General features: G+C 67.8%; 11 protein-coding genes and 1 tRNA gene. 8 read left to right on the top strand and 4 right to left on the bottom strand.

Annotation, left to right across the window (positions count from 1 at the left end; all coding sequences use genetic code 11):
- Window positions 1–107: 107 nt before the first annotated feature.
- Entirely contained in the window at window positions 108–1,136 is a 1,029-nt protein-coding gene (gene selD / locus GONAM_RS15070; RefSeq protein ID WP_006867621.1) for a selenide, water dikinase SelD, read from the bottom strand.
- 32 nt (window positions 1,137–1,168) lie between these two features.
- Here selD and GONAM_RS15065 point away from each other — a divergent pair, with 32 nt between their 5' ends.
- From GONAM_RS15065 to selB, 4 genes are all read left to right on the top strand, one after another.
- The gene (locus tag GONAM_RS15065; protein WP_245548625.1) at window positions 1,169–1,459 is read left to right on the top strand and encodes a hypothetical protein; all 291 of its coding nucleotides are present in this window, start codon (window positions 1,169–1,171) and stop codon (window positions 1,457–1,459) included.
- A 40-nt stretch (window positions 1,460–1,499) separates the two neighbouring features.
- Window positions 1,500–1,594 (top strand) — tRNA-Sec (locus GONAM_RS15060).
- A gap of 18 nt (window positions 1,595–1,612) precedes the next feature.
- Window positions 1,613–2,914, top strand: a complete 1,302-nt coding sequence (selA, locus tag GONAM_RS15055) for an L-seryl-tRNA(Sec) selenium transferase (RefSeq protein ID WP_006867619.1) — start codon at window positions 1,613–1,615, stop codon at window positions 2,912–2,914.
- A gap of 10 nt (window positions 2,915–2,924) precedes the next feature.
- A complete protein-coding gene (selB, locus tag GONAM_RS15050) occupies window positions 2,925–4,718 on the top strand; it encodes a selenocysteine-specific translation elongation factor (RefSeq protein ID WP_006867618.1) in 1,794 nt (597 codons plus the stop codon).
- A 96-nt stretch (window positions 4,719–4,814) separates the two neighbouring features.
- On the opposite strand, the gene clpB is transcribed toward selB, so the two are convergent.
- Window positions 4,815–7,367, bottom strand: a complete 2,553-nt coding sequence (clpB, locus tag GONAM_RS15045; RefSeq protein ID WP_006867617.1) for an ATP-dependent chaperone ClpB — start codon at window positions 7,365–7,367, stop codon at window positions 4,815–4,817.
- A gap of 279 nt (window positions 7,368–7,646) precedes the next feature.
- On the opposite strand from clpB, the gene GONAM_RS15040 reads away from it, so the two are divergent.
- Complete coding sequence (locus tag GONAM_RS15040) at window positions 7,647–8,894, top strand: esterase/lipase family protein (protein WP_006867616.1); 1,248 nt, start codon at window positions 7,647–7,649, stop codon at window positions 8,892–8,894.
- A gap of 226 nt (window positions 8,895–9,120) precedes the next feature.
- Here GONAM_RS15040 and GONAM_RS15035 read toward each other — a convergent pair whose 3' ends face one another.
- Complete coding sequence (locus tag GONAM_RS15035; protein ID WP_006867615.1) at window positions 9,121–9,507, bottom strand: DUF2784 domain-containing protein; 387 nt, start codon at window positions 9,505–9,507, stop codon at window positions 9,121–9,123.
- 116 nt (window positions 9,508–9,623) lie between these two features.
- On the opposite strand from GONAM_RS15035, the gene GONAM_RS15030 reads away from it, so the two are divergent.
- Together GONAM_RS15030 and GONAM_RS15025 are read left to right on the top strand one after the other, a co-directional pair.
- Entirely contained in the window at window positions 9,624–10,862 is a 1,239-nt protein-coding gene (locus GONAM_RS15030; protein WP_006867614.1) for a cytochrome P450, read from the top strand.
- A 43-nt stretch (window positions 10,863–10,905) separates the two neighbouring features.
- Entirely contained in the window at window positions 10,906–11,505 is a 600-nt protein-coding gene (locus tag GONAM_RS15025) for a mycothiol-dependent nitroreductase Rv2466c family protein (protein ID WP_006867613.1), read from the top strand.
- Here GONAM_RS15025 and GONAM_RS15020 read toward each other — a convergent pair whose 3' ends face one another.
- On the bottom strand, window positions 11,506–12,279 hold the full coding sequence (locus GONAM_RS15020; protein ID WP_040536636.1) for a DUF427 domain-containing protein: 774 nt from the start codon (window positions 12,277–12,279) through the stop codon (window positions 11,506–11,508). It abuts the gene before it with no gap.
- 109 nt (window positions 12,280–12,388) lie between these two features.
- On the opposite strand from GONAM_RS15020, the gene GONAM_RS15015 reads away from it, so the two are divergent.
- Complete coding sequence (locus tag GONAM_RS15015) at window positions 12,389–12,931, top strand: DUF6328 family protein (protein WP_006867611.1); 543 nt, start codon at window positions 12,389–12,391, stop codon at window positions 12,929–12,931.
- The last annotated feature ends 9 nt before the right edge of the window (window positions 12,932–12,940 follow it).

Below are 12,940 nucleotides of genomic sequence, written 5' to 3'. Positions count from 1 at the left end.
CCCAACCACCGGTCGACGTCAACCCGACCGGCAGACTTCGATCGACGTCTGCCGGTCGAGTTGAGGTTCGGCAGTCGGGAGGAGCGATGGCGACGGGCCTCGAAGGGTCACCGAATACGAATTCCCGGCCCGGCCACGGTCTCCCCGATCACCGGATACCCCGGCACCTCCCCGATGACCAGCAACCCGCCGGAGGTCTGGGCGTCGGCGAGGAACAGCAGATCGTCCTCGGAAACGCCGTCGTCGGTGCTCAGATGCGGTCGTACCCAGTCGAGGTTCCGTCGGGTGCCGCCGGAGACATATCCGTCCCGTAGGGCTTCACGGGCGCCGCCCACGGCCGGAACCGCGCTGCGGTCGAGCACCGCGCCGATATTCGATGCCCGGCACATCTTGTGCAGATGCCCGAGGAGCCCGAAGCCGGTGACGTCGGTCGCCGCCCGGACACCGGCGTCGACGGCCGCCGTCGACGCGTCGCGGTTCAGCGTCGTCATGAGCGCGATCGCCTCGTCGAACACCTCCCCGGTCTGCTTGTGCCGGTTGTTGAGGAGCCCGACCCCGATCGGCTTCGTCAGGGTGATGGGCCGACCGGGCTCCGCGGCGTCGTTGCGCAGCAACTTCTCCGGTGTCGCGACGCCGGTGACGGCCATGCCGTACTTCGGTTCGGGGTCGTCGATGGTGTGCCCGCCGATGACCGGGCATCCTGCTTCGGCGCCGATCGCGAGACCACCGCGCAGGACCTCGGTCATCAGTTCCATCGGTAGCACACCGCGCGGCCAGCCGACGAGGTTGATCGCGACCACCGGTGTCCCGCCCATCGCGTAGATGTCCGAGAGCGCGTTCGCGGCGGCGATGCGCCCCCATTCGTAGGGATCGTCGACGACCGGCGTGAAGAAGTCGGCGGTGGACAGCACGGCGAGGTCGTCGCGGATCCGGACCGCGGCGGCGTCGTCACCGTCGTCGAGCCCGACGATGATGTCGTCGCCGGCCTGGCCGGTCAGTCCGGCGACCGCCTGCTCGAGCTCGCCCGGCGGGATCTTGCAGGCGCAACCGCCGCCGTGGGCGTATCCGGTCAGTCGGACTGGGGTTTCGCTGCTGACAGTCACCCTGCCGACACTAGCGCCGATCGGATCGCCCATGGGGCGGCCCGACGATGGCTACCATCGGGGAGATGAGGCAAGCAGACGGCGAGTACTACGTCACGGCCGACGAGCTGCAGGCGTTCTGGGAGTCCGGACACGACTACTGGTACATGCGCGAGGACGGCTCCACCGATCTCTACTCCGACGATCTCGACATCACCCACGGCTGGCCGATTTTCCTGATGAAACGCGATGAGGAATGGCTGGCCAAGTGGCACAACGACTTCCGGCGCGCCGTCGAGGACGATCTCAACCCGAAGCTCATCCGCCATTTCGAAGAGCTGATCACCGAGGGCAATTGGCCGCACCAGCAGGACTGACCGCGCTCGAACACAACACGCGCTAGGTTGTAAGACGCACGGAGGCGTACGGGTCCTGGTGGGCTCCCCGGTCTTCAAAACCGAGGAGGTCGAGTATCTCGGCCTGGCGGGTTCGATTCCCGTCCGCCTCCGCCAGAATTCTCAGGAGGCTGCGTGTCCGACCCACGTCGACGGATTCCGCGCACCGACGCCCTGTTGGCGCTCCCGCCGGTGACGGAAGCGCGGGAGCGATTGGGTGACACAGCTGTTCGGGAGATCATCCGGAATGCCCAGGAGTCGGCCCGACGCGGCGAGATCTCGCCGGATGACGTCGGACGCCACGTCGCCGACGCGGTGAGGGTTCACCGGGTGTCGTCGTCCCGACCGGTCCTCAACGCCACCGGCGTGGTGGTGCACACCAACCTCGGTCGCGCCCCGTTGTCGGCTGCGGCGCTCGACGCGGTCGTCGCCGCGTCGGGTTATGTCGACGTGGAACTCGATCTGCACACCGGTCAGCGATCGAAACGTGGTGCCGCCACCCGCGCCGCGCTGTTGCGGGCCTGCCCCGCGGCGGACGACGCCCTGATGGTGAACAACGGGGCGGCCGCCCTGGTCCTCGCGACCACCGCGCTGGCCGCCGGGCGCGCGGTGGTGATCAGTCGCGGCGAGATGATCGAGATCGGTGCAGGATTCCGGCTCACCGAGCTCATCGCCTCCACCGGGGCCCGCCTGCACGAGGTCGGCACCACCAACCGCACGCATCTGCGCGACTACGCCGACGCCGTCGCCGGGGACGATGTCGGCGCCATCCTCAAGGTGCATCCGAGCAACTTCCGTGTCGAGGGCTTCACCCGCGAGACCTCGTTGGGCGAACTGCGGGATCTGGGACGGGCTCATGGCGTCCCAGTGATCGCCGACATCGGCAGCGGACTCCTGCAACCCGATCCCCTGCTCCCCGACGAACCGGACGCCACCTCTGCGCTGTCCGCCGGCGCAGACCTCGTGATCGCAAGCGGCGACAAGTTGCTCGGCGGTCCCCAGGCCGGTCTTCTCCTCGGCGACGCCGAACTGATCCAGCGACTCGCCGGACACCCGCTGGCGCGCGCTGTTCGCGCCGACAAACTCGCCCTCGCCGCGATGGAGGCGACAGTCAGCGGACCCCGTCCCCCGGTCCACGAGTACCTGCACGCCGACACCGACCGCCTCCGCGTGCGCACCGAGAATCTGGGCGCCGCAACCGGGTTCCAGATCGTCGAACACGACGGCCGGGTCGGCGGCGGTGGCGCACCGGGTGTGCCCCTGCACGGCTGGGCGGTGCGTCTGCCGGTGAGCGCCGCACAAAGTCTTCGACTCGGCGACCCCGCCGTCCTGCCACGTGTCCACGACGACGCGTGCCTCATCGACCTGCGCTGCATCCCCGAAGCCGACGATCCGCTGGTCCTCGCCGCGATCAAGCAGGCGGCATTCGGCGCGTGAGGTCTCGCCGATGAAGTACGTGGTGGCCACCGCGGGGCACGTCGACCACGGCAAATCGACGCTCGTCCGCGCTTTCACCGGCATCGAACCCGACCGCTGGGACGAGGAACGCCGCCGCGGCCTGACGATCGATCTCGGTTTCGCCTGGACCACAATGCCGTCCGGTGCCGACGTCGCCTTCGTCGACGTCCCGGGGCACGAGCGGTTCATACCCAATATGCTGGCCGGACTCGGTCCCGCACCGGTCGTGTTGTTCGTCGTCGCCGCCGACGAGGGATGGAGCGCCCAGTCCGACGACCACCGCGACGCGCTGGCCGCGCTCGGCATCGAACACGGACTGCTGGTCATCTCGCGTGCCGACCGGGCGACCGACACCCGCATCGACGACGTGATCGCCTCCGCCCGCGTCGAATTGGCCGACACCGGGCTCGCCGAAGCGCCGGTCGTGGTGGTGTCCGCACCCGAGGGCCGGGGTCTCGACGAACTCCGCACGACCCTTGACGCGGTCCTCGCCTGGACGCCACGACCTCCGACGTCGGGTCGCGTGCGTTTCTGGATCGATCGCGCATTCACCCGCACCGGGGCGGGCACCGTGGTTACCGGCACGCTGGCCGCCGGAGCCATCGGCGTCGGCGACACCCTCGAGTTGGTGGGTGCCGACGGGTATCGGGCGGTCGACGTCCGCGGATTGCACAGCGAGGGAACCGCTCTCACGACCGCGGCGCCGGTCAGCCGGGTCGCGGTCAACCTCCGCGGCGTCGGCGTCGACACTCTGAACCGGGGCGACGCCCTCGTCACTCCGGGCGCGTGGCATTCGTCGGCCCAAGCCGACATCAGGCGGGTGGGCGGTGTCGCGTTCGATGATGTGCCCGAGCAACTCGTCGTCCACCTCGGCTCCGCGGCACTCTCGGCCCGGCTCCGCCCCTTTGACGCCGATCATGCGCGTCTGACATTCGCGCGTGCTGTGCCGCTTTCACGGGGCGACCGCCTGGTACTGCGCAATCCCGGGCAACGGATCGTCGGCGGTGGGATCGTCCTGCATCCCGACCCGCCGGAACTCCGCCGACGCGGCGATTCGGCTCGTCGGGCAACGGCTTTGGCGCGGATGAGCGACGCCGACGGGGCCGCCGAGGAGGTCGCGCGACGCGGCGCGATGCGCGTCACGGAGCTGCGGCGGCTCGGTCTCGTCGACGAGGGGGACGCGGCACCGGCGGGTGTTCGTGTCGTCGACGACTGGTGGGTCGACGAATCAAGCTGTGCCGCATGGGCCGAGCGTCTGCGCCGCGCTGTCGTCGAAGTCCATGCGCGGGACCCGATCGCGGCCGGTCTGTCGAGGTCGGGAGCTTCGGTGATGCTCGGGCTTCCGGACGGGGCGCTGTTGCCGACGGTGGTCGCCGGCGCCGGGCTCGTGTCCGTGGACGGGCACCTCTCGATCCCGGGTCATGTCCCGGATCTCGGTGACGCCGAGGAGGCGATCGGCGCTCTGGAGCGACGTCTGACCGAGCACCCGTTCCGCGCCCCCGAGGCCGACGACCTCAGCGCGCTCGGCTTGGGGGCCAGGGAACTCGCCGCCGCCGAACGCACCGGCCGCATCCACCGACTTCCCGACGGCGTGGTGTTGTTGCCGACCGCGCCGGCACTGGCGATGCGAACCCTGGCCGCCCTGCCTCAACCCTTCACGACGAGCGAAGCGCGCCAGGCACTCGGGACGACGCGGCGCGTGGTGATCCCACTGCTCGAACACCTCGACGGCCGGGGGTGGACCCGGCGCATCGACGCCGGCCACCGTGAGGTCGTCCGCTGAGCTGCTGACCCGCACCGCCGAACCGGTCAGGCAGGTCACCGATACAGCAGAGGGGCCCACCCCCGGAGGGATGGGCCCCTGTGTGGCTGCGGCCGGTCAGCCCAGCACCAGCGACTCACCGTCGGCACTGACGTTCACCGGAACGATGTCGCCGTCGCGGATATCGCCCTTGAGCAGCTGCTTGGCGAGCTGGTCGCCGATGGCCTGCTGCACCAGGCGGCGCAGCGGACGAGCACCGTACAGCGGATCGAATCCGCGTGCGCCCAGCCATTCCTTGGCCTTCGGCGAGACCTCGAGGTCGAGGCGACGCTGGGCCAGCCGCTTCTTGAGCTGTCCGATCTGGATGTCGACGATTGCCACCAGCTCCTCGGGGCTCAGCGGGTCGAAGATCACCACGTCGTCGAGGCGGTTGATGAACTCGGGCTTGAAGGCCGAGCGCACCGCGTTCATGACGTGTTCCTTGTCGCCACCGGCGCCGAGGTTCGAGGTCAGGATCAGGATGGTGTTGCGGAAGTCCACCGTCCGTCCCTGGCCGTCGGTGAGACGACCTTCGTCGAGCACCTGCAGCAGCACGTCGAACACGTCCGGATGCGCCTTCTCGATCTCGTCGAACAGGACCACCGTGTACGGCCGACGCCGCACCGCCTCGGTCAGCTGACCACCGGCCTCGTACCCGACGTAACCGGGTGGAGCACCGACGAGCCGTGCGACGCTGTGCTTCTCGCCGTACTCGCTCATGTCGATGCGGACCATCGCCCGCTCGTCGTCGAACAAGAACTCGGCGAGCGCCTTGGCCAGCTCGGTCTTGCCGACACCGGTCGGGCCGAGGAACATGAACGAACCCAGCGGCCGATTCGGGTCGGCGACGCCGGCCCGGGCACGACGCACCGCGTCGGAGACGGCCTCGACGGCAGCCTTCTGCCCGATGACGCGCTTGCCCAGCTCGTCCTCCATGCGCAGCAGCTTCGCGGTCTCACCTTCGAGCATGCGTCCGGCCGGGATTCCGGTCCACGACGACACGACCTGCGCCACGTCGTCGGGTCCGACCTCCTCCTGGAGCATCACGTCCTGGCCGGGATCGGTACCGGTCTTCTCCAGCGCGGCCTCGAGTTCCTTCTCCAGGCCGGGGATTCGGCCGTACCGCAGCTCGGCAGCGCGTCCGAGGTCACCGTCGCGCTCGGCGCGCTCGGCTTCCCCGCGGAGACGATCCAGCTCTTCCTTGAGGTCGCGCACCGCATCGATGGCGGTCTTCTCCGACTGCCACCGCGCGGAGAGCTCGTTGAGCTTCTCCTTCTGGTCGGCCAGTTCGGCGCGAAGCTTCTCGAGCCGTTCCTTCGACGCCGCGTCCGTTTCCTTCTGCAGCGCCACCTCTTCGACCTCGAGCCGACGGACGATGCGCTCGACCTCGTCGATCTCGACGGGGCGCGAGTCGATCTCCATCCGCAGCCGCGACGCCGCCTCGTCGACGAGGTCGATGGCCTTGTCGGGGAGGAAGCGTGAGGTGATGTAGCGGTCGGAAAGCGTTGCGGCGGCGACCAATGCGGAGTCGGTGATGCGCACACCGTGGTGTACCTCGTACCGATCCTTCAGGCCGCGGAGGATGCCGATGGCATCTTCCACCGACGGTTCGCCGACGTACACCTGCTGGAAGCGACGCTCGAGTGCGGCGTCCTTCTCGATGTACTTGCGGTACTCCTCGAGGGTCGTGGCACCGACCAGCCGCAGCTCACCCCGGGCGAGCATCGGCTTGATCATGTTGCCGGCGTCCATCGCGGAATCGCCTGTGGCCCCGGCTCCGACGATGGTGTGCAGCTCATCGATGAAGGTGATGATCTGGCCGTCGGAGCTCTTGATCTCGTCGAGTACGGCCTTCAGCCGCTCCTCGAACTCACCGCGATACTTCGCGCCGGCGACCATCGAACCCATGTCGAGGGAGATGACGGTCTTGTTCCGGAGCGATTCGGGCACGTCACCGGCGATGATGCGCTGGGCGAGGCCCTCGACGATCGCGGTCTTGCCGACGCCGGGTTCACCGATGAGGACCGGGTTGTTCTTGGTCCGTCGGCTGAGCACCTGCACGACGCGACGGATCTCGGTGTCGCGACCGATGACCGGGTCGAGTTTGCCCTCGCGGGCCGCTGCGGTCAGGTCGGTCGAGTACTTCTCGAGCGCCTGGTAGGTCGACTCCGGGTCCTCGCTCGTGACACGCCGGCTACCGCGGACTGCGACGAACGCATCGCGCAGTGCCTGCGGTGTTGCTCCGGCGTTGTGCAGCAACTTGGCGACATCGGAGTCACCGGTTGCCAGACCGACGACGACGTGCTCGGTCGAGACGTACTCGTCGCCGAGTTCAACGGCCAGCTGCTGAGCAGCACTGACCGCCGCGATCGATTCGCGGGAGAGTTGCGGGGTGGCACTGGCCTGCGCGACCGTCGGCATGCGGTCGACCAGCATCTGGGCCTGCGCGCGAACATTCGACGGGTCCACGCCCACTGCCTTGAGCAGCGGCGACGCGATGCCGTCGGACTGATCGAGCAGTGCCACCAGGATGTGGGCGGGCCGCACGTCGGGGTTGCCAGCACTGGCCGCCGCCTGCACAGCAGCGCTCAATGCCTGCTGAGTCTTCGTGGTGGGGGTGAAGCTGTCCACTCGCGTGCACCTTTCTCTTTAGTCCAACAGGCTCAAGTATGAGCCATACGGAGGATGCAACGCCAACAAAGTTGAGTCCATTCCGCTCATGGCTACTTAGTTTGTGATGTGCGTCACTCGTTCCAGAATCACCGTTTCTCGGAGGAAGCGCCAGCCAGAAGCGGCGCATCTGCTGTCGGGGTCGCGATTCTGTGCCCCTACGGGACCTTCGTACTGCCAAGTGAGGAGAGCCTCAGCGATGCGGACTCACATTTCAGTGGACAGACGTACACTGAAATCATGTCTGTCGATCCTGCCCGCACTCGCGAATTGCCGGCACTGGCGGCTCTGGGTCGCGATGAGCTGAACAAGGCGGTCTCGGGCATCGCGGCCGTTCATTCATCCGTCGCCGATACCGTGTTCGCGGGTCTGCGCGTGGCGTTGGGCGCGAGGGCCCGTCCGGCTCAGATGGTGCACGACGCGATCAGCACATCCGTCTATTCGGCGATCACGTCGACGGTCGACGTGGCCGGCGACCTGGCCGAGTCACTGACCGTTCACAGCAACGGTGTCCCGTCGGAGACCAAGCGAGGCGCTATGGCCCTCGGCATCCTCGACGGGTTGATCGGTGATCAACTGACCGCCGAGCGTTCTCCCCTGGCTCCGGACGCCGCGGTCCGCGTGAACGGGGCGGTCGTTCCGATCACCCCGGACGGACTGGCGACCGCTTTCCCCGAAGCGTCGGGCCACCTGACGGTTTTCCTGCACGGCCTGATGGAGACCGAGTTCGCCTGGGCGCTCGGCGACAGACCCACATACGGCGCTCGTCTCGCCGACGATCTCGGCAGCACCGAGGTTCAGATCCGGTACAACTCGGGACGCCACATCAGTGACAACGGCCGCGATCTCGCACGACTACTCGACGATCTCGTCTTGCTGTGGCCGGTTCCGGTCACCGGCCTCACGCTCATCGGCCACTCGATGGGCGGCCTGGTCGTCCGCAGCGCGTGCCATCAGGGTGTCGCCCGTGATGCGTACTGGCCCAAGCTCGTCCGACACACCGTATGCCTCGGGACTCCCCACCTCGGGGCCCCGCTGGCCCGCGGAGTCCACCGCGCGACCGCGGCCCTGCGCCTGTGGCCGACGAGCCGACCGTTCGGCACCCTGCTCGGGCGTCGCAGCGCCGGGGTTCGCGACCTGTTCCGGGGGGCGGTCACCGAGGAACACTGGCGCGACACCGACCCCGAGGCCTTCTCGCAGCCCGCCGTCGACTATCCGCCCCTGATGGAAGGTGCGCGACATCTCTACGTGACAGCCACGGTGACCCAACGCCCCGACCACCCGTTCGGCCGCATCGTCGGCGACGGACTGGTGCTGACCAACAGCGGAGGTGGTCGAGATCGGAAGCACCACCTCGGCTTCGAAGTCGACGACGGCTTCCACATCGGCGGTGCCCATCACTTCACCTTGCTCAACAGCGATGCGGTCTACGACTGGATGCTCCCGCTGCTGAAACCTCGCCGCGCGCTTCCGCCGGGCACCCTTTGATCTGCGAGCGCGTTGCACCGGTCGTGCGCCGTCCCTGAAAACCGCCCCCGGGAACCACCCTCCAGACGGCGGCCGACTACATAGTGTCATCGGTGCCGTTGCACGGGGCGCCTTCTGGGGGCGGTTTTCAGTCAGCCGCGACGTCTGGGCCCACCGCTGCGCGCAAGCTTCGGGACCGCTCCCACCTCGGCCCAACCCCCACGCGCGCAAGCCGCAGACGGCACCTCTACCCGGAACTCGCGACTCTGCGTCGGTGCGAGCCGGTGCGTACCCGCCACCACAACCCCACCCACGACACGACGACCAGCGCAGCGACCAACCCGCGCACCAACCCGAGCGCTGATTCCGGATAGATCACCCCGGTCAGGTAGTTGTCGATGAATCCGGTGGGCGGCAATCCTTTCTCGCCCGCCTGGTGCCGCGCCCAGTTCTCGGCGTCGGTCAACGGGCAACCCAGGCCAAGGCCCACCGACGCGATCCCCCACGCGACGGCGACGAGGTGCAGCAGGACTGTGCGCGGCCACCGCCAGGCGATGAACCCGCCGAACATCACGTAGAGCAGGAACATCATGTGCAGGACCGCTATGCCGTCGGCCAGGACCCGATATGGCATGTATCCAGCGTAAATGGGGCGGGTTCGTCATTCTGCGGATCCGGCACACACCTATATCGGACACTCGAAGCGAGAAGCATCCGCTCGACGGAAGGACGCCATCGGTGAGCACGAGCATGACCGACGAGGCCGCCAACGTATTCGCCGACCCGACGGCGTACGCCGACGAGCCGCGACTGCACGCGGCCATGGCTCACCTCCGGGCGCACAACCCGGTCGCATACGTCGACAAGGCGCCGTACCGCCCGTTCTACGCGATCACCAAGCACGCCGACATCATGGACATCGAGCGCGATCACAACCTGTGGCTCAGCGAGCCGCGACCCGTGCTGGTGACCGCCGTGGCCGACGACTTCGCCAAGTCGCAGCTCGACTCCGGCGCCGGTCTGCGGACGCTGATCCATATGGACGATCCCCACCACAAGAAGGTGCGGACGATCGGGCAGGACTGGTTCCGGCCAAAAGCGTTGCGCGATCTGCAGATCCAGGTCGATGCACTCGCCAAGCGCTATGTCGACAAGATGGCCGAGATCGGCCCCGAATGCGACTTCGTCGAGGACATCGCCGTCCACTTCCCGCTGTACGTCATCATGTCGCTGCTCGGGCTCCCCGAAGAAGACTTCCCCCGTATGCACCAACTCACCCAGGAGATGTTCGGCGCCGACGACAAGGAGTACCAGCGCGGCACCACCGTCGAGGAGCGGATGGCAACGCTGCTCGACTTCTTCGACTACTTCAGCAAGCTCACCGCCTCGCGCCGAGCGAACCCCACCGGCGACCTCGCGTCGGCAATCGCCAACGGCCGCATCGACGGTGAACCCCTCTCCGACGTCGACACCGCGTCCTATTACGTGATCGTCGCCAGCGCCGGCCACGACACCACCAAAGACGCGATCTCCGGCGGTTTGCGCGCACTCATCGAGAACCCGGGTGAACTCGACCGCCTCCGCCACGAGCCCGACCTCATCGGGACCGCTGTCGAGGAGATGATCCGCTGGACCACACCGGTCAAGGAGTTCATGCGCACCGCCGCCGCGGACACGACGGTACGTGGCGTGCCCATCGCCGCGGGTGAATCCGTCTATCTCGCTTACACTTCCGGGAACCGTGACGAAGAGATTTTCGACGACCCGTTCACCTTCGACGTCGGGCGCTTCCCCAACAAGCACCTCGCCTTCGGTTACGGCGTGCATTTCTGCCTCGGCGCAGCACTGGCCCGGATGGAGATGAGAAGCCTGTTCAGCGAGCTGATCCCGCGTCTGGGCTCAATCGAGTTCGCCGGCGAACCCGAGTTGGCCGCAACCGTGTTCGTCGGCGGACTCAAGCACCTGCCGATCCGCTACTCGCTGCGCTGAGACGCACGCATCGAAGCCGACCGAACTGGGTACATCGACTTCCATGACCCACTTCGACTTCTACTTCGATCCGGTGTGTCCGTTCGCTTGGGCCGCGTCGCGATGGCTCCATGACCGCGCGGCCGCACACGACGCCGAGGTCGACTGGCATCTCATGAGCCTCGCGATCCTCAACGAGAACGAGGAGCCCGAGTCCGACGAACAGCGCCGCCAACTCGAGACCGCCCGCCGGCTGGGTCGCGTCGTCGCAGCTGCGACCGCGAAAGCCGGTGCGGACGCGATCGACCCGCTCTACACAGCACTCGGCGAGCGAATCCACCATGCCGGCGACGAGATGACACCCACCGTCGTCGCCGAGGTGCTGACCGCGGCCGGTCTCCCCGCCGAGCTGGCCGACGCCATGGACGACGCATCGTTCGACGACGCGGTGCGCGAATCCCACCAGCGTGGTCAGGATGCACTCGGTGAGGACGGCGGCAGTCCCATCCTCGGCATCGACGGCACCTTTTTCTTCGGTCCCGTACTCGCCGACCTCCCGGCCGGAGACGAGGCCGACGCGCTCTACTCCGCGCTCGTCACCCTCGCGGGCACCTCGACCTTCGCCCAGCTGAAGCGCCCCGCTACCCCCCCGACATTCTCGTGATCAGCGGACCTCCAGGTCGACGCGCTCGTCGTAGAAGCAGATGAGGTCCCGCACGGGCTCCGCGTCGTGCAGCGGATCGGTGTAGGTCCACGCGACGTCGGGGATCACCTCGTCGCCGACGATTGCCGACCAGTACGTCGCCTGACCCTTGTAGGCACACACGGTGACGGTGTCGGACCGCTGGAGGACGTCCATCCGAACGTCCTCGCGTGGGAGGTAGTGCCGAACCGGCAGGTGGGTCTCGAGGAGCAGCGTCGGGTGTCGGCTCTCGGCCAGCACGGTGTCACCGATTCGCACGACGACGTGTCTGCTGGTGGGCAGGCAGTCGATGCGTTGGTACGGGTCGTGCGCGTGTCCCATCACGGTCTGCTCCTCTTCGCGCCATTCGTCGAAGGCATCCCAGTCGAGCAGCACGTAGTCCGCGAGATCGGGGTCGTCGACCCGGAAGCCGGCCCCGGCGAGGGTCCGCCCGTCGGCCACGATGTCGTACGCCGCACCCGGAGCGGTGTGCAGCGCAAACGGATGGGCCGGGGTGAGGATCGGCGGGTGCTGTGCGGGCGGCACCGTCGGTGTGTGGTGTTCGAGCGGTCCGATGACGTCGGCGGACGGCACCGCATAACAGCCGACCACCCGGTACGGTTCCCAGACCTGGATCGGCGCAGTCGAATCGACGACCACCCGACCGTCGACGAATGCGCGGACACGACGACGCATGTCCGTCCATCGAAGCAGACCCATCTGGGACTCCGTGACTTCATCCAGTGACGTGGCCATGGACCGATGGTCCTCCGGCTCGCAGACATTCGCCAGGGGCTTTCACCGGTGACCGCACTGCAACGCGGCCAATCCGGATATCGGACCCACCTGGTGCCACGATGAGAGGGTGGCCGACGCACCAGACAGCGAATCTCCCGAACGGCGATCGGGCGATGCCGACTGGAACCGGGCGGAACGCGACGAGACCGAGACACAGCGCCTCGACCGCAACTGGAATTCCCTGCTCCAGGAGTTGCGCGTGGTGCAGACCGGAGTGCAGATCCTGACCGGGTTTCTCCTGACGTTGCCGTTTCAGGACGGCTTCGAGGACTTGGGTGGTGCGCTTCGCGTCGTCTATCTGGTCACCGTTTCGTTCGCCGTCGGGGCAGCCATACTCCTCGCCGCGCCGGTCGCTCTTCACCGCGCGCTGTTCCGCCGGCACCAACTCGGACTGCTGGTCAACCGCGCGCACCGTCTGGCCTTTGCCGGTCTCGCCCTGCTCGGTCTGGCACTGTCGGGTGCGATCACCGTTGTGTTCGGAGCCACCGCAGGGCCCGTGCCCTCGGTCATCGCCGGCCTCTGCACGTTCGTCCTGTTCTCCCTGGCCTGGATCGTCCTGCCGCTGACCGCCCGGGCGACGACCCCCGCTCCCGGCGACGACCGCCGTTGACAGTCCAGG

The organism is Gordonia namibiensis NBRC 108229, from assembly GCF_000298235.1.
Lineage (GTDB): Bacteria > Actinomycetota > Actinomycetes > Mycobacteriales > Mycobacteriaceae > Gordonia > Gordonia namibiensis.
This window is presented reverse-complemented; position numbering and strand designations above follow the sequence as displayed.

What these genes read in the sequence shown, in the direction of transcription:
- GONAM_RS15020 (WP_040536636.1), bottom strand. Translation starts at nt 12,279, where the DNA reads ATGGCCACGTCACTGGATGAAGTCACGGAGTCCCAGATGGGTCTGCTT.
- GONAM_RS15035 (WP_006867615.1), bottom strand. Translation starts at nt 9,507, where the DNA reads ATGCCATATCGGGTCCTGGCCGACGGCATAGCGGTCCTGCACATGATG.
- selD (WP_006867621.1), bottom strand. Translation starts at nt 1,136, where the DNA reads ATGGGCGATCCGATCGGCGCTAGTGTCGGCAGGGTGACTGTCAGCAGC.
- GONAM_RS15030 (WP_006867614.1), top strand. Translation starts at nt 9,624, where the DNA reads ATGACCGACGAGGCCGCCAACGTATTCGCCGACCCGACGGCGTACGCC.
- GONAM_RS15040 (WP_006867616.1), top strand. Translation starts at nt 7,647, where the DNA reads ATGTCTGTCGATCCTGCCCGCACTCGCGAATTGCCGGCACTGGCGGCT.
- GONAM_RS15025 (WP_006867613.1), top strand. Translation starts at nt 10,906, where the DNA reads ATGACCCACTTCGACTTCTACTTCGATCCGGTGTGTCCGTTCGCTTGG.
- GONAM_RS15065 (WP_245548625.1), top strand. Translation starts at nt 1,169, where the DNA reads ATGAGGCAAGCAGACGGCGAGTACTACGTCACGGCCGACGAGCTGCAG.
- selB (WP_006867618.1), top strand. Translation starts at nt 2,925, where the DNA reads ATGAAGTACGTGGTGGCCACCGCGGGGCACGTCGACCACGGCAAATCG.